The organism is Pseudomonas sp. RIT778, assembly GCF_019718735.1.
In the GTDB taxonomy this organism is placed as follows: Bacteria; Pseudomonadota; Gammaproteobacteria; order Pseudomonadales; family Pseudomonadaceae; genus Aquipseudomonas; species Aquipseudomonas aphyarum.
Genome location: NZ_JAIHBA010000017.1, coordinates 58,067 through 73,707 on the forward strand (window position 1 = coordinate 58,067; position 15,641 = coordinate 73,707).

Below are 15,641 nucleotides of genomic sequence, written 5' to 3' on the forward strand. Positions count from 1 at the left end.
TTACTCAGCGGCGCTGATGACCCGTGCCTGAGCGACCTGCGCCGGGGCGAAATGGCAGGTGAACGTGCTGCCGTGACCGGGCACGCTGCTGATCTCCATCCGTGCGCGATGGCGCAGCAGCACGTGTTTGACGATGGCCAGGCCCAGGCCCGTGCCGCCGGTGTTGGAGTTGCGGCTGGAGTCGACGCGGTAGAAGCGTTCGGTCAGGCGCGGCAGGTGTTTGCTGTCGATGCCGATCCCGGAATCCTGCACGCTGAGGTGTGCGCCCTGATCGTCGCCCCACCAGCGAATGCGGATATTGCCCTCGGCCGGGGTGTATTTGACGGCGTTGAACACCAGGTTGGAAAACGCACTGCGCAGTTCCGCCTCGCTACCCTTGAGCAGAATGCTGGTGTCGGCTTCCAGGGTGATTTTCTGATTCTTCGATCCTGACAGCTGCTGGGCGTCGCTCTTGATCGACTGCAACAAAGTGTCGATGTGCACCGGCTGGTTGTCCGACGGGTAATCGGTGGCTTCCAGCTTGGCCAGCAGCAGCAAGTCGTTGAGCAGGGTCTGCATGCGTCCGCCCTGTTGCTGCATCTGCTGCAGGGCACGGCTCCAGCGCGGGTTCACTTCCTCGACGTTGTCGAGCAGGGTTTCCAGGTAGCCGCAGATCACCGTCAGCGGGGTGCGCAGCTCATGGGAGACGTTGGCGATGAAGTCTTTGCGCATCTGTTCCAGTTGATGGATGCGCGTGACGTCGCGCACCAGCATCAAGTGTTCGTTGTTGCCGTAGCGCGTGAGGTACAGCTGGATGCGTACGCGATCGTTGGTCGGCGAGGGGATTTCCAGCGGTTCGGCGTAGCTTTCCTGCTCGAAGTATTCCTTGAAGCGCGGATGGCGGACCAGGTTGGTCACCGGTTGGCCGCTGTCCTGCGGGGTCTTGAGGCCGAGCAGGGTTTCGGCGGCGCGGTTCCACCATTCCAGGTTGCCGTCGCTGTCGAGCATGATCACCGCGTCTTTCAGCGCGGCGGTGGACTCCTGAACGCGGTCGATCACCGCTTGCAGGCGTCCGCGTACCCGTTGGTCGCGGCGTTGCAGGTGGTAGATGCTGTCGAACACCTCACCCCACAGGCCGTAGCCGTCGGGCGGTGCTTCATCGGGTTGGTGCAGGCGCAGCCATTCGTGCAGGCGCAGCAGTTGCTTGAGCGTCCAGGCCAGGTACAGGCCCAGTCCCGCCGCCAGACTCCAGCCGTAGTAGCCGGTGATCAGGCCGATCACCAGGCAGCCGGTGACCAGCAACAGCATGTGGCGAATCAGGGTGCCATGCCAGTTTTGGTTCACGGAAAATGCGGTCCTTGTCTGCGGTGAGGGCGCTCGGCTCAGGCCTTGGTGGAGAACCGGTAGCCGGTGCCGCGCACGGTTTGTACCAGATTTTCGTAGGCGTCGCCGAGAGCCTTGCGCAGGCGCCGGATGTGCACGTCGACGGTGCGCTCTTCAACATAGACGTTGCCGCCCCAGACCTGGTCCAGCAACTGGCCACGGGTGTAGGCGCGTTCCTGGTGGGTCATGAAGAATTGCAGCAGACGGTATTCGGTCGGGCCCATCTCGGCAGGTTTGCCGTCGATGGTCACGCGGTGGCTGATCGGGTCGAGCAGCAGGCCGCCGACTTCGATCGGCGCTTCGCCATCGGTCGGGCCGGCGCGACGCAGCACAGCCTTGAGGCGTGCCACCAGTTCGCGTGGGGAAAACGGTTTGGTGATGTAGTCGTCGGCGCCGACTTCCAGGCCCTGGATCTTGTTGTCCTCTTCGCCCTTGGCGGTGAGCATGATGATCGGGATGTCCCCGGTCAGCTCGTCACGCTTGAGGCGGCGGGCCAGCTCGATGCCGGAGGTGCCGGGCAGCATCCAGTCGAGCAGGATCAGGTCCGGCTTGCGGTCGACGATGATGGCGTGGGCCTGCTGCGAGTTCTCTGCCTCGAGGCAGTCATAGCCGGCCATTTCCAACGCAACGGCGATCATTTCGCGAATGGGCGCTTCGTCGTCGACGATCAGAATGCTCCTGCCAACCATGCCTTAATCCTCTTGTCATTTAACTGTCTTGCGCCGCATTAGATAACGGAATTATTGCAGTCGTGTGACAGTATTTTAGTCCGGCGGCGATTGTACAAATCCTGAACTAAGCTCTAAGTCCGAATCCTGACAACCACAAGAGAAGGTTTCCATGACACAAATGACTGCTTCCTTTAAGGCTTTGCTGATGGCTGCCGCCCTGACTCTGCCTGGACTGGCGATGGCGGCCGAGCCGGCCATGATGAAAGACGGAATGATGGTCGACCACAAGGGCATGACGCTTTACACGTTCGACAAGGACAGTGGCGGCAAGTCGATGTGCAACGGCGATTGCGCCAAGAACTGGCCGCCGTTGATGGCGCCGGCAGATGCCAAGGCTGAAGGTAAATGGACGGTCATCAAACGTGATGACGGCATGATGCAGTACGCCTACGACGGCAAACCGCTGTACACCTTCGTGAAAGATGCCAAGCCGGGCGATATGACCGGCGACAAGATGAAGGACGTGTGGCACGTGGTTCACGAGCACAAATAAACGCAAATCCCTTGTGGGAGCGAGCTTGCTCGCGAACGCGTCTTTTCAGTCAGCCTATGTGGCAACTGACCCAACGCTTTCGCGAGCAAGCTCGCTCCCACAGGTTTTGTGAGTCAGCGCAACGCGTAATCCAGCACGATCCCGACGAAAATCGCCAGCCCGGCCCAGTGGTTGTGCAGGAACGCCTTGAAGCAACGCATCCGGTCGCGGTCGCGGGTGTACCAGAATTCCCAGGCGTAGCACCCGGCCGCCACCAGCAGGCCGAGGTGGAACCAGATCCCCAGCTCGAATTTCGACCCCGCCAGCACCAGGCAGCCCAGCGACAGTAGCTGCAAGGTCAGGATGATCACCCGGTCCGCTTCGCCGAACAGGATCGCCGTGGATTTCACGCCGATCTTCAGGTCATCGTCGCGGTCGGTCATCGCGTAATAGGTGTCGTAGCCCACCGTCCACAACAGATTGGCGATCCACAGCAGCCAGGCGGTGGCCGGCAACTCACCGGTTTCGGCGGTGAACGCCATCGGCATCCCCCAGGAGAACGCCATGCCCAGTACCACTTGCGGGTAGTAGGTGTAGCGCTTCATGAATGGATAGGTGAACGCCAGCGCCAGACCGCCCAGCGACAGCCAGATCGTCGCCGCATTGGTGCACAGCACCAGCAGGAAACTCACGCCCATCAGCAGCGCGAAGAACACCAGCGCCTCTTTCGAGCTGATCCTGCCGGCAGCAATAGGCCGCTGCGCAGTGCGTTTGACGTGGCCGTCGACCTTGCGGTCGGCCCAGTCGTTGATGACGCAGCCGCCGGCACGGGTCAGCACCACGCCGAGGACGAAAATCACGATATTGGCCAGCGATGGCGAGCCTTTACCGGCAATCCACAGGGCCCAGAGCGTCGGCCACAGCAGCAGGTAAATGCCGATCGGCTTGTCCATCCGGGTCAGCTGGATGAAGTCCCAGGCGCGCGGGTTCAAGCGATTCAGGGATTTGAGCAGGCTTTGGTACATCAGCAGTTCTCCGGACGGGCGCGGACGGCTTCCCACAGCGTAGGCAGGAAAATCTCCGCCACCAGTACGCTCAATGCGCCACGGTCGAAACGCGAACGCCGCCCCCACAGGCCAGGAGCCCGGGAATCTTCGGGCAGCCAATGTTCCGGGTAATGGCAGACTTCGATGGCGCGACGCTGGAAGGCGTGATCGCAGAACAGCAGTTCGCCCAGCGAGCGGCTACCCAATTCATCCATGTGCAAGCCATCGCCCTGCAAGGCACTGCGCGACGCCACGCTGCGGGCGAACACCCAGGCCTCGCCATGGCCGCGCAGATACACCTCGCGTACCCAGCCTTCGCTGCCTTCGGCCAGATCCAGCGCGGCGCATTCGTCGTCGCGCAGGGTCTGCCAGCCTTCGAACAGCGGCGTCACGCTGAAGCCGTCATCGGACAGGCGCGTCAGTCGGCGGGTCAGGGAGCCTTCGTCGAACAGCCAGTCGAGCGTGGATGTGTCGGGGAGGGGTGTCAGTTCGCTTTGCGGGCGCCACAGCGGAGCGTTTGTGTGTTGCACAATGAGTCATTATTGGCAGCAAATGAGGCGGCGAGCTTACCATGGCGAGCCGCGAGTTTGATTGATCCGGGTCGCCGCTGCGCCGAACAGGCTTGCATCTGCCCGGCCCGATCAGTACAAAACGCCCTGAGCCGGACGGCAGCGCTGCACCATCGACCGTCCGCGCCGGCTAAAGCCTGAACCCTGAGGAAGTACCTGAATGAAAAAGTGGCAATGTGTGGTCTGCGGCCTGATTTACAACGAAGCCGACGGCTGGCCGGATGACGGCATTGCGCCGGGCACCCTGTGGCAGGACGTGCCGGAAGACTGGCTGTGCCCGGACTGCGGCGTCGGCAAGATGGACTTCGAAATGATCGAAATCAACTGAGAAAACACTGAGGAGTAGGGCATGAGCGCACCTGTCGTAATCGTTGGCACCGGGCTGGCGGGTTACAACCTGGCCCGCGAGTTTCGCAAACTCGATGGCGAAACCCCGTTGCTGCTGATTACCGCCGATGACGGTCGCTCCTACTCCAAGCCGATGCTGTCCACCGGCTTCGGCAAGGACAAGGACGCCGACGGCCTGAGCATGGCCGAACCGGGTGCCATGGCCGAGCAGTTGAAGGCCGAAATCCGCACCCACACCCGCATCAGCGGCATCGATCCGGGCCACAAACGGTTGTGGATCGGCGAGGAAGCGGTGAGCTATCGCGACCTGATCCTCGCCTGGGGCGCCGAAACCGTGCGCGTGCCGATCGAAGGCGATGGCGGGGACCTGGTGTTCCCGATCAACGATCTCGAAGATTACGCGCGCTTTCGCGCCGCCGCGGCCGGCAAGCGTCGAGTGTTGCTGCTCGGCGCCGGGCTGATTGGCTGTGAGTTTGCCAATGACCTGATTCTGGGCGGCTACGAGGTGCAACTGGTTGCACCCTGCGAGCAGGTGATGCCGACCCTGCTGCATCCGGCCGCTGCGGCTGCGGTGCAGGCCGGGCTGGAAAGCCTCGGTGCGCGTTTCCACCTCGGCCCGGTGCTGACCCGTCTGCAAAAAGTCGCTGACGGGCTGGAAGCGCACCTGTCCGACGGTCAGGTTGTCCCGTGCGATGTGGTGGTCTCGGCCATCGGCCTGCGCCCGCGGATCGATCTGGCGGCGGCAGCCGGCATCCAGACCAATCGCGGCGTGGTGGTCGACCGTCATCTGCATACCTCTCACGCCAACATTTACGCCCTGGGCGACTGCGCCGAGGTCGACGGGCTGAATCTTCTGTACGTCATGCCCCTCATGAGTTGTGCGCGAGCGCTGGCACAGACCCTGGCCGGCAACCCGACCGTGGTGAACTACGGACCGATGCCGATCACCGTGAAAACTCCGGTCTGCCCGCTGGTGGTTTCCCCGCCGCCACGGGGCCGCGAGGGTGTCTGGACGGTCGAAGGGCAGGGCGCCGACATCAAGGTGCTGTGCCACGACGCAGACGGACAATTGCTCGGTTACGCCCTGACCGGCGCGGCGGTGATGGAAAAACTCGCACTGAACAAACAGCTTCCGGCCTTGCTGGCGTAAATACCGGTCGTTCTGTCGGAATCACCCCGCTTTTGCCCCCACAAAGGTCGCGGGGAGACTGGCGCCGCCCTTAACCGCGTGCCATCCTCACTCCCGTCTGCCGCAGAGTAGAGCCTGCGGCGCCTTGGGCGCTGTTCCAACGAGAACAGCACGGACATAACAACAAAAAACCGTCAAAGGGGCTTCACTAATGCGTAAACCAGAACTCGCCGCTGCAATCGCTGAAAAAGCGGATCTGACCAAAGAGCAGGCCAACCGCGTTCTCAACGCCGTTCTCGAAGAAATCACCGGCGCCCTGCACCGCAAGGACAGCGTCACGCTGGTGGGCTTCGGCACCTTCCTGCAACGCCACCGCGGTGCACGCACCGGCAAAAACCCGCAAACCGGTGAACCGGTGAAGATCAAGGCCAGCAACACCGTTGCGTTCAAGCCAGGCAAATCGTTGAAAGACAGCGTCAATCCATAATTGCGGCGTACTCCCTGAATAGCGGGGAGAGCCGTAGTGAAAAATGGGCACTCCGATTGCGGTCGGGTGCCCATTTTTTGTGTCTGTAGGGTTCCCGGCTACCTCGGAGTTGTTTCTGTGCCTTTCATGATTTTCTGAATGTTTTTTGTCTTGATATTTATACCTTATCGGCCATTCTTCTATTTATTGTCTATTTATCTGGGCGTTAATCTGTCTGCATGTGTGATGAGTACTGCTGCGAGCTAATGCCTTAAAATTGAGACGTAAAGGACGATTTTTGTATTAATGCCCAGATTTCCATACGCAGTGATGGCATTGGATGTGGCTCAGGTCGATTTTTCCGCATGGCCTGGTATTGAATACACACACTTCGTCATTTGCACATTCGCTTCAGGGATTTAGACACTATGCGCCTCCAAGCAATGACCGACGATGCGATTGCCAGCGCCATTGGTGCCCGGCTCCAGGAATTGCGCCTGAAGAAGAATCTCAGCCAGGAGCATGTCGCCAGGGAAGCCGGCATCAGCCGCCAGACCTTGATCAATCTTCTCCATGGCAAAGGCACCCTGGTGAATCTGCTGGCCGTCCTGCGTGTCATTGGCGAGCTGGAAAGAGCGGCCTCACTGGTTGAGCCCGTTCGACCGAGCCCATTGCAAGTGATCAAGATGGCCGGAACGCAGCGCGTTCGGGCAACCGGCACACGAGCGGTGGGCAAGGCGTCGGCAGGGAGCGCAGGCGATTCTGTGTCCGGCAGCGAAGTCAAAAAGGAGGTTGATTGGTGATTACTGCAAAGGTGTATCTGTTCGACCGGTTTGTCGGGGGGCTGCTCTGGGATGAGGGCAGCCAGCTGGGTTTGTTCGAATACGATCCTGAATTCGTCAAAACCGGTATCGAAATCTCGCCTATCCATATGCCCTTGGCTGCGAATCAGACTTACGCCTTTCCCGGCCTGAATCGGGAAACCTACAAAGGCCTTCCGGCTATCCTGGCTGACTCTCTGCCGGATGATTTCGGTAACGCACTGATCGACGCCTGGCTCGCTAAAGAGGGCCGTGACAAAACGACATTCACTCCCGTTGAGCGAATCCTGTATCAGGGTGCACGCGGGATGGGTGGGCTCGAGTATCGGCCCGCCCTCACTGGCTCTGTAAACGCCAGTGAAAGTGTCCAGATTGATGCGCTGGTAGAGCTTGCCAGCGAAGTGCTCTCGCAACGGGAAAGCTTGGCTGATCGCCTCGCAAAACACGATTCCGATGTCGATGACGAGGCACTTCAGCGCTTGATTCAGGTCGGCACCAGCGCTGGCGGGGCGCGGGCCAAAGCCGTTATCGCGATGAACGCGGCTGGCGAGATCCGTTCAGGCCAAGTCAAGGCGCCAATGGGGTTTTCCTACTGGCTGCTGAAGTTCGACGTTGCTAAAAACACTGACTTCCTGGCCGATTCGCAGGGTTTTGGACGTGTGGAGTACGCATATTCGCTCATGGCCAAAGCCGCCGGCATCACTATGAGCCCGTGCGAATTATTGGAAGAGGGCGGGCGTGCTCACTTTCTGACCAAGCGCTTTGATCGGACCGATGACGGGGAAAAGATCCACATGGCGACCCTGTGTGCCATGGATCATGCCGACTATAAGCAGCCGGGCGGCTACTCCTATGAGCAGGCATTCGGGGTGATGCGAATGCTCGGACTCTCGCGCAGCGACGCAATAGAGTACTTTCGGCGCATGGTTTTCAATGTGGTCGGGCGTAATCAGGATGACCACACCAAGAACACCAGTTTCCTGATGGATCGGGCCGGCACCTGGTCTCTCTCCCCGGCCTATGATGTTTCGTGGTCGTATCAGCCCGGCAGTTTCTGGGTCGCGACCCACCAGATGACGATCAATGGCAAACGCGACAGGTTTGAGCTCGCGGACCTCGAAGCCGTTGCCCGACAGATCCGGGGCATCGACGCCCCGGCCATAATTCAAGAGGTTTGCGCTGCCGTTAAGCGTTGGCGCGAGATTGCCGGATCAGTAGGCGTTGCACCGCGATTGATCGATGAGATCGAGAAGACACACCGACTCTATCTTGGTGAAGCAATCGCCTGATCAAGCCGAGAAGAAGTACCGGGTGAGGTGAAAGAAGATCGGCGCGGCGAAACAGATCGAATCCATCCGGTCGAGCATCCCGCCGTGGCCCTTGATCATCGTGCCCCAGTCCTTGGCGCTCAGGCTGCGTTTGATCGCCGACATGACCAGCCCGCCAAGGAAACCCATCACCACGATGACCAGCGACATCAGCAGCGACTGCCAGAAGCTGAACGGTGTCATCCAGAACATGCAGCCACCGATAAGCGTGGCGGACAACCCGCCGCCAACCAGCCCTTCCACGGTTTTCGATGGGCTCACCAGCGGCGCGACCTTGCGTTTGCCGAAGAGCTTGCCGAACACGTACTGCAGCACATCGCTCATCTGCACCACGAATACCAGGTAGAACAGCAGCAGGGCGTTCTGACCCTGGAAACCCTGCAGGTCCAGCAACAGCAGCGCCGGCGCATGGCTGATGCAGTAGATACAGATCATCACGCCCCACTGAATCTTCGCCGTGCGCTCCAGAAAGCCCTCGGTGTCCTGGCTCAGCACGGCAATCGCCGGCAGCAGCAGGAACGCATACACCGGCACCAGCAGGGTGAACATCGAATACCAATGGGTGCCGATCAGCAGGTATTGCAGCGGGATCAGGATGAAAAACGCCGAAAACAGCGCGTTATGGTCACCGCGTGCGGTGGGTGTCAGGGTGATGAACTCGCGCAGCGCAAACAGCGAAATGAAGCCGAACAACACTACCGTCGCGTTTGGGCCGAGCAGCCAGGACACGAAGAAAATAATGACCATCCCCCACCACGCGTTCACGCGCTGGTTGAGGTTTTCGATGGTCGCGATCGAGCTTTCGCTCTTTGCGCGTCTGGCCAGTACGCCGCCAATCAGCGAAGCCACCGCCAGCAGTGCAGCGATTGCCGCGAAGAACCACAGGAACTTGGTTTCCAGACTCATTTCGACAACCTCACGATGGCGTCACGCGCGCGATCCAGAAACGCCTGTTTCTCCTCACCGGCAATTCTCTGCAGCGGGTCGCCGATGCGGATCGTGCAGATGATCGGCAGCGGCACATGTTTGCCCTTGGGCATCGAACGATGCAGGTTTTCCAGGTAGATCGGCACCAGATCGACATCGGGAAAGGTTTCGGCCAGACGGAAGATCCCGGACTTGAACTCCCCCGGCAGCGGCTGAGTGGAGCGCGTCCCTTCAGGAAAAATGATGATCGAATGACCGGACCGGACCACATCGAAGATCGGCTCCAGCACGTTGGTGCCCGGTGCCGGATTGCGTTCGATCAGTACTGCGTTCAGGCCTTTCTGCGAGATGTAGGACAGAAAGCGGTTCTTGCCCCAGTAGTCGGCGGCCGCCACCGGCTTCACGTTCAACCGGGCTTCCGGCGGCAGTGCGGCGATGATCGCCAGGGTGTCCATGTGGCTGGTGTGGTTGGCGTAGTAGATGCGCTGGCGCGAGAGGTCCGGCGGGCTTTCCCAGCGGGCGGTCACGCCGATCAAGAAACGCAGCACCGAAATCAGCGCATTACTGATCCACATGAGCATTCCCCTTCAGTTGTCTGGCGATGGCCAGGGTGCGCGTGACGCAGGTGGCAACGGAGCCAAGAGCGATGATCACCAGCGCGATCAGCAAAGCGTAGTGGGTCGCGTAGTAAATGGTTTCGAACGCGTTCAACAGCAGCGCCACGGTCATCACCGCCATCCGGTGCTGCTTGGCCATCGGCCCCATGAAACTCTGGGTGAGCCCTAGAGCGCCGCCGAACACCCGGACATACGCCGTCAGCGCAGCGGCCAATGCGGCAAACCAGCCGAGATCGGACTGGCCGATGGCAAAACCCAGCCCGACGATCAGCAGGCTGTCGGCAACCCGGTCCGGAAACTCGTTGTACAGACTGCCAACGGCCGACTGCTTGCCGCCTTCGATTGCCACCATCCCGTCGAACAGATTGCACAGCAGCCGCAACTGAATGCCGACGATGCACAAGATTGAACCGGCCACGCCGTTGTCGATGTTCAGGGTCACCGCGCCGAACAGCGCGAAGAGCATGCTGATGACGGAGATCTGGTTGGGGGAGATGTCCCGCTTGACCAGTTCATCCGTGAAGCGTCTCGCCCAGCCCGCCGAGCGGGTTTTGATGGGCCGTCTGTTTTCATCCATATGCCAATGTCCGTATCAGTGGTAAGCCGTCAATTGATGACTGAGGCTGGCCATATAAAGGCACGTTCGCAGCATGAAATATATTGATGTAAGAACAGTCCGCGACATTTGTCAGAACAATCCACATCGAAAGTGTGTGCTTAAGCAGGGCGAAGGCTTGATGGATTGACGGCGACTTGCGTGAAGTCCTGCAATTGTGCGGGTAAAGAAGTCTTGTGAAGTATGCGAAGTGTGTGATGACATCAAATTGATGGCACTTTTATTGTTACCTGTTGTCCTCCGGGATTTGTTTAAAGATGCCTATGTGTTTTCGGAAGATTCCTACTTTATTTTCTTTCCAGTGTTGTCATGCTTTCGTCCGTATTTTGGAACGCGCGTTCAAGGAGGTGTCGGCGGGTTTCAGGCAGCCGCTCTGGGACGCAGGTTACGCCGGGGTTTGAAAGGCACGGTTGATATAAGCCGATATCAGGGAAACCCCTGACACATATAGGGCGATCTCCTACAGCGCCCAATGAACAGTTCGTCTTGTTGTTTAATCAGATGCTTGCTAGTGGCCATCATAGTGATTACGATGCGCCCACTTGAAAGAGCACACACTCAATTGGATGAGTCTTCTCACTGCTCTTCGATACTGTCCCCGCGCCGCTGCAACTCCAATAGGCGCACGACCGTAATCCAAACAAAGGCCATGGATGTCCTACTCAAGCAAACTTTCCGCCCATTACCTCGAACTCGCTAAAGTCTCTGTTTCCAAAGAGAATTTTGCGGGCGAAGACGTTCGTTTCTCGAGCGAATTCGAGGCCCTGGAAAGCGAGCTGGCCAAAGCCTCTTCGATGCACGAAAGCGGGCAGATCGACTGGCTGAAAATTCGCGAAAACAGCGAAAACCTCCTGCGTACCCAATCCAAGGATTTGCGTGTCGGCGCCTGGCTGACCTGGTCGCTGTACCAGCGTGAATCCTTCCCCGGCCTGCTGGCCGGCCTCGGTTTGCTGCACCACTTGTCGGAAAACAACTGGGCCGAGGTTCACCCGCTCAAACCCCGCACCCGGGCCGCCGCCATTGGCTGGCTGGTGCCGCGTCTTGAGCAGGTGATCACCGAGAACATCGCGATCAAGGAACAGCTGCCGATGTTCCGGCAACTGTCCGAGCACCTGTCCGGTCTCGACGCCGCCTGCACCGAGCATCTGGGCGATGATGCGCCGCTGCTGTTGCCGCTCTCCCGCCGCCTGAAAACCATGATCCAGCGCGCCGCCGATAACCAGCCGGCACCCGGCGTGGTGGGCGCGGCGGTGGCGCAGGTCAAGCAGGCCGCCAGCCAGTTGCTGGCGCCCGGCGCGCCGATCGACAACGAGAAAGAGGCCCACAAGGCCCTGCGCGCGCAGCAGGAAAGCGCCCGCCCGTTGTGCGCCTGGTGGCTCAAGCAGAAAGCCACCGACCTGCGCGCGCTGCGCCTCAACCGCACCTTGCTGTGGATGACGATCGATGCGGTGCCCGAACGCAACGCCGAGCAGATCACCGTGCTGCGCGGGTTGCCGGTCGACAAGCTCAAGCAGTATCAGGACCGTTTCGATCAGGGCAAATACGCCGACCTGCTGGTGGAACTGGAGGCGAGCCTGGCGAAGGCGCCGTTCTGGTTCGATGGCCAGAGGATGGTCTGGGAATGTCTCCAGAACCTCAACGCCGAGCTGGCCATGCGCGAAGTGGAAATCCACTTCGCGCTTTTGATTCAGCGCCTGCCCGGCATCATCGAGCTGCGTTTCCATGACGGTGCGCCGTTCGCCGATCCGTCCACCCGGGCGTGGATCGCCGGCAACGTCATGCCGCACCTGCAAAGCGCCAGCGCGCCGCGCAAGGTCGAGACCGAGAACGTCGAAACCCAGCCAGCCTGGGAAAAGGCCTTGGAAGAAGTCCAGCCGATCCTGCGCAAGGAAGGCCTCAAACCGGCGGTGCAGATCCTCAAGCAGGGCCTGCAATCGGCGCACGGCGGGCGCGAGCGCTTCTTCTGGCAGTTCGCCCTCGCGCGGCTGTGCTTCCTGGCCAAGAAATACGAACTCGCCAAGAACCAGCTCGAAACCCTCGATCAGACATTACAGGACTCAGGCCTGCACGCCTGGGAGCCCGATCTTGCATTGGAAGTGCTGCACCTGCTGCACAGTTGCTGCGAGTTGTTACCGCAGAACCATGCCGTACGTGAACGCAAGGAAGAGATTTATCGCAGGCTGTGCCACCTCGATCTCGAAGTGGTACTCGAATAGGCCCCAGGGCCACAACCGCAAGGAGAAAAGCCATGGCCAAAGAAGGCTCGGTAGCCCCCAAGGAACGCATCAACGTCACCTTCAAACCCGCCACCGGCGGTGCTCAGGAAGAGATTGAACTGCCGCTGAAGCTGCTGGCAATCGGTGACTACACCCACCGCAAGGACGATCGCAAGATCGAGGATCGCAAGCCGATCAGCATCGACAAGATGACCTTCGACGAAGTGCTGGCCAAGCAAGAGCTGGGTCTGACGCTGAGCGTGCCGAACCGTCTGCAGGAAGATGGCGAGGCCGACGAGCTGGCTGTGCAACTGCGCGTCAACTCCATGAAGGACTTCAACCCGGCCAGCCTGGTCGAGCAAGTGCCTGAGCTGAAAAAACTGATGGAACTGCGCGACGCGCTGGTGGCCCTCAAAGGCCCGCTGGGTAACGCACCTGCGTTCCGTAAAGCCATCGAAGGCGTGCTCGCCGACGACGAATCCCGCGGTCGCGTACTCGGTGAGCTGGGCCTGAACGCCGCAGCCCCGGACGCTTGAGACTCCAGCAGCCAAGGAAGCCAACACAATGAGCACTAGCGCAGCACAACAGAACGCCGCAGAAAACGGCGAGTACAGCATCCTCGACAGCATCATCGCCGAAACCCGCCTGACGCCGGACGACGAAGCCTACGACATCGCCAAGCGCGGTGTGTCGGCGTTCATCGAAGAGCTGCTCAAGCCGCAGAACAACGGTGAGCCGGTCAAGAAAGCCATGGTTGACCGCATGATCGCCGAGATCGATGCCAAGCTCAGCCGCCAGATGGACGAAATCCTGCACCACCCGGACTTCCAGGCGCTGGAATCGTCGTGGCGTGGCCTGCAACTGCTGGTCGACCGCACCAACTTCCGCGAAAACATCAAGATCGAAATCCTCAACGTCTCCAAGGACGACCTGCTGGACGACTTCGAAGATTCGCCGGAAGTAATGCAGTCGGGCCTGTACAAGCACATCTACACCGCTGAATACGGCCAGTTCGGTGGTCAGCCGGTTGGCGCGATCATCGCCAACTACTACCTGTCCCCAAGCTCGCCGGACGTGAAACTGATGCAGTACGTGTCCAGCGTAGCCTGCATGTCCCACGCGCCGTTCATCGCCGCTGCCGGCCCGAAATTCTTCGGCCTGGAAAGCTTCACCGGTCTGCCGGACCTGAAGGATCTGAAAGATCACTTCGAAGGCCCGCAATTCACCAAATGGCAGAGCTTCCGTACCTCGGAAGACTCCCGCTACGTTGGCCTGACCGTTCCGCGTTTCCTGCTGCGTAACCCGTACGACCCGGAAGAAAACCCGGTCAAATCGTTCGTGTACAAGGAAAACGTTGCCAACAGCCACGAGCACTACCTGTGGGGCAACACCGCCTACGCGTTCGGCACCAAGCTGACCGACAGCTTCGCCAAATTCCGCTGGTGCCCGAACATCATCGGCCCGCAGAGCGGCGGCGCGGTTGAAGACCTGCCTCTGCACCACTTCGAAAGCATGGGCGAAATCGAAACCAAGATTCCTACCGAGGTTCTGGTTTCCGACCGTCGTGAATACGAACTGGCCGAGGAAGGCTTCATCTCCCTGACCATGCGTAAAGGCTCCGACAACGCAGCGTTCTTCTCCGCAAGCTCGGTGCAGAAGCCGAAGTTCTTCGGCATCAGCGCAGAAGGCAAGGCTGCAGAGCTGAACTACAAGCTCGGCACCCAACTGCCGTACATGATGATCGTCAACCGCCTGGCTCACTACCTGAAAGTGCTGCAGCGCGAGCAACTCGGTTCGTGGAAAGAGCGTACCGACCTCGAGCTGGAACTGAACAAGTGGATCCGCCAGTACGTGGCCGACCAGGAAAACCCGAGCGCCGAAGTACGTGGCCGTCGTCCGCTGCGCGCTGCGCAAGTGATCGTCAGCGACGTTGAAGGCGAGCCGGGTTGGTACCGCGTCAGCCTGAACGTGCGCCCGCACTTCAAGTACATGGGTGCCGATTTCACCCTGTCGCTGGTTGGCAAGCTGGACAAAGAGTAAGAGCGACTCATGGACGGATACGGCAGCCTTTTCGAACGCCTCAACGGCGACGCGGAACTACGCAAGGGCAGGAGCCTCGAGGCTTCTGCCATGGCGTCGGTGGCTGCCCATCTGGCCAAAATGCTCAGCACCCGGGCCGGCAGCGTGCAAACGCTGTCCGACTACGGGTTGCCCGATCTCAATGACATGCGCCTGAGTCTGCACGACTCCCTGAGTCAGGCCCGCCTGGCCATCGAAAGCTTCATCGAAGCCTACGAACCGCGCCTGAGCAACGTGCGTGTCATTTCCCTGCCGCGTGACCACGATCAGCTTCGCCTGGCCTTCAGCATCGAAGGCCTGCTGGAAGTCGAGGGTTTCAAGCGTCAGGTCAGTTTCGCCGCGCGCCTGGATGGCAGCGGTCAAGTGAAGGTCAACTAAGGAGAACCCCGATGTCTGGCAAACCTGCAGCACGCGTATCCGACCCCACCGCTTGCCCGCTCCCCGGCCACGGCACCAACCCGATCGCCGCCGGTTCTGGCGACGTGTTCTTCGACGGCCTCGCGGCCGCCCGCGAAGGCGATGCCTCCGCGTGTGGTGGTGCGATGGTCGGCGATCTGGCGACCACGGTTCTGATCAACGGCAAGCCGGCCGCCACGGTCGGTTCGGTTGGATCTCATGGCAATAAAGTAACGGCTGGATCCGGGACGGTGATTATCGGCAATTCGCATTCGCCGGCGCCGTTTGTGCCGCCGTTGCCGGTGGAAATTCAGTGGCCCTTTACCGAACATTTTGTTGTGACGGACCCAGAAACGGGTGAGCCAATCGCGAATCGCGGATACACCATCCGAACTGACTCAGGAAAAGAAATAACAGGTGTTACGGATAGTGCAGGCAAAACTTCGATGATTGGTTCCTCAATTTCTGAAGGAATTACTTTGCTATTAGAGCCTCAAGACTCAATCGCTATTTGCTGA

Annotated in this window: 18 protein-coding genes; 11 read left to right on the top strand and 7 right to left on the bottom strand. The window is 60.0% G+C overall.

What is annotated here, in order from left to right:
* The gene (gene phoR / locus K5E37_RS13010) at positions 1–1,287 is read right to left on the bottom strand and encodes a phosphate regulon sensor histidine kinase PhoR (RefSeq protein WP_232253752.1); all 1,287 of its coding nucleotides are present in this window, start codon (positions 1,285–1,287) and stop codon (positions 1–3) included.
* Between the two features lie 74 nt (positions 1,288–1,361).
* Positions 1,362–2,051 (bottom strand): phosphate regulon transcriptional regulator PhoB, encoded by a 690-nt coding sequence (gene phoB, locus K5E37_RS13015; RefSeq protein ID WP_007896474.1) that lies wholly within the window; start codon positions 2,049–2,051, stop codon positions 1,362–1,364.
* A gap of 151 nt (positions 2,052–2,202) precedes the next feature.
* Here phoB and K5E37_RS13020 point away from each other — a divergent pair, with 151 nt between their 5' ends.
* Positions 2,203–2,586, top strand: a complete 384-nt coding sequence (locus K5E37_RS13020) for a hypothetical protein (RefSeq protein WP_007954346.1) — start codon at positions 2,203–2,205, stop codon at positions 2,584–2,586.
* A gap of 113 nt (positions 2,587–2,699) precedes the next feature.
* On the opposite strand, the gene ubiA is transcribed toward K5E37_RS13020, so the two are convergent.
* On the bottom strand, positions 2,700–3,590 hold the full coding sequence (gene ubiA / locus K5E37_RS13025; protein WP_221534016.1) for a 4-hydroxybenzoate octaprenyltransferase: 891 nt from the start codon (positions 3,588–3,590) through the stop codon (positions 2,700–2,702).
* Positions 3,590–4,141: a chorismate lyase gene (locus K5E37_RS13030; RefSeq protein WP_221534017.1), complete on the bottom strand. Its 552-nt coding sequence runs from the start codon at positions 4,139–4,141 to the stop codon at positions 3,590–3,592. The genes ubiA and K5E37_RS13030 overlap by 1 nt, the downstream gene beginning before the upstream one ends.
* Before the next feature lie 199 nt (positions 4,142–4,340).
* Between K5E37_RS13030 and K5E37_RS13035 the strand changes: the two genes are divergently transcribed.
* The 5 genes from K5E37_RS13035 to K5E37_RS13055 all read left to right on the top strand — a co-directional run bounded on the left by K5E37_RS13035 (position 4,341) and on the right by K5E37_RS13055 (position 8,233).
* Positions 4,341–4,508 carry a rubredoxin gene (locus K5E37_RS13035; protein ID WP_007954349.1) on the top strand — a complete coding sequence of 56 codons (168 nt, stop codon included), beginning with the start codon at positions 4,341–4,343 and terminating at the stop codon, positions 4,506–4,508.
* A 21-nt stretch (positions 4,509–4,529) separates the two neighbouring features.
* Entirely contained in the window at positions 4,530–5,678 is a 1,149-nt protein-coding gene (locus K5E37_RS13040; RefSeq protein ID WP_221534018.1) for an NAD(P)/FAD-dependent oxidoreductase, read from the top strand.
* A gap of 190 nt (positions 5,679–5,868) precedes the next feature.
* A complete protein-coding gene (locus K5E37_RS13045; protein ID WP_003213368.1) occupies positions 5,869–6,144 on the top strand; it encodes an HU family DNA-binding protein in 276 nt (91 codons plus the stop codon).
* 407 nt (positions 6,145–6,551) lie between these two features.
* The gene (locus K5E37_RS13050) at positions 6,552–6,926 is read left to right on the top strand and encodes a helix-turn-helix transcriptional regulator (protein ID WP_127800679.1); all 375 of its coding nucleotides are present in this window, start codon (positions 6,552–6,554) and stop codon (positions 6,924–6,926) included.
* Positions 6,926–8,233 carry a type II toxin-antitoxin system HipA family toxin gene (locus K5E37_RS13055; protein ID WP_085606465.1) on the top strand — a complete coding sequence of 436 codons (1,308 nt, stop codon included), beginning with the start codon at positions 6,926–6,928 and terminating at the stop codon, positions 8,231–8,233. The genes K5E37_RS13050 and K5E37_RS13055 overlap by 1 nt, the downstream gene beginning before the upstream one ends.
* Here the strand turns inward: K5E37_RS13055 and K5E37_RS13060 are convergent, their stop codons facing one another.
* The 3 genes from K5E37_RS13060 to K5E37_RS13070 are packed head-to-tail and all read right to left on the bottom strand — an operon-like array spanning position 8,234 to position 10,393.
* On the bottom strand, positions 8,234–9,178 hold the full coding sequence (locus tag K5E37_RS13060) for a phosphatidate cytidylyltransferase (RefSeq protein WP_085606186.1): 945 nt from the start codon (positions 9,176–9,178) through the stop codon (positions 8,234–8,236).
* Positions 9,175–9,774: a 1-acyl-sn-glycerol-3-phosphate acyltransferase gene (locus tag K5E37_RS13065; protein WP_221534019.1), complete on the bottom strand. Its 600-nt coding sequence runs from the start codon at positions 9,772–9,774 to the stop codon at positions 9,175–9,177. Before K5E37_RS13065 ends, K5E37_RS13060 begins: the two co-directional genes overlap by 4 nt.
* Complete coding sequence (locus K5E37_RS13070; RefSeq protein ID WP_221534021.1) at positions 9,761–10,393, bottom strand: CDP-alcohol phosphatidyltransferase family protein; 633 nt, start codon at positions 10,391–10,393, stop codon at positions 9,761–9,763. Before K5E37_RS13070 ends, K5E37_RS13065 begins: the two co-directional genes overlap by 14 nt.
* A 692-nt stretch (positions 10,394–11,085) precedes the next feature.
* Here K5E37_RS13070 and tssA point away from each other — a divergent pair.
* From tssA to K5E37_RS13095, 5 genes are read left to right on the top strand one after another with little or no spacing between them, the layout of a single operon-like run.
* Positions 11,086–12,648 (top strand): type VI secretion system protein TssA, encoded by a 1,563-nt coding sequence (gene tssA, locus K5E37_RS13075; protein WP_007954369.1) that lies wholly within the window; start codon positions 11,086–11,088, stop codon positions 12,646–12,648.
* A gap of 32 nt (positions 12,649–12,680) precedes the next feature.
* A complete protein-coding gene (tssB, locus tag K5E37_RS13080) occupies positions 12,681–13,184 on the top strand; it encodes a type VI secretion system contractile sheath small subunit (protein WP_003229587.1) in 504 nt (167 codons plus the stop codon).
* 28 nt (positions 13,185–13,212) lie between these two features.
* Positions 13,213–14,688 (top strand): type VI secretion system contractile sheath large subunit, encoded by a 1,476-nt coding sequence (gene tssC, locus K5E37_RS13085; RefSeq protein ID WP_007954371.1) that lies wholly within the window; start codon positions 13,213–13,215, stop codon positions 14,686–14,688.
* Between the two features lie 9 nt (positions 14,689–14,697).
* Complete coding sequence (gene tssE, locus K5E37_RS13090; RefSeq protein WP_007954373.1) at positions 14,698–15,105, top strand: type VI secretion system baseplate subunit TssE; 408 nt, start codon at positions 14,698–14,700, stop codon at positions 15,103–15,105.
* Positions 15,106–15,116: 11 nt separating this feature from the next.
* Positions 15,117–15,641, top strand: coding sequence for a PAAR domain-containing protein (locus K5E37_RS13095; RefSeq protein WP_221534022.1), 525 nt, complete (start codon positions 15,117–15,119; stop codon positions 15,639–15,641).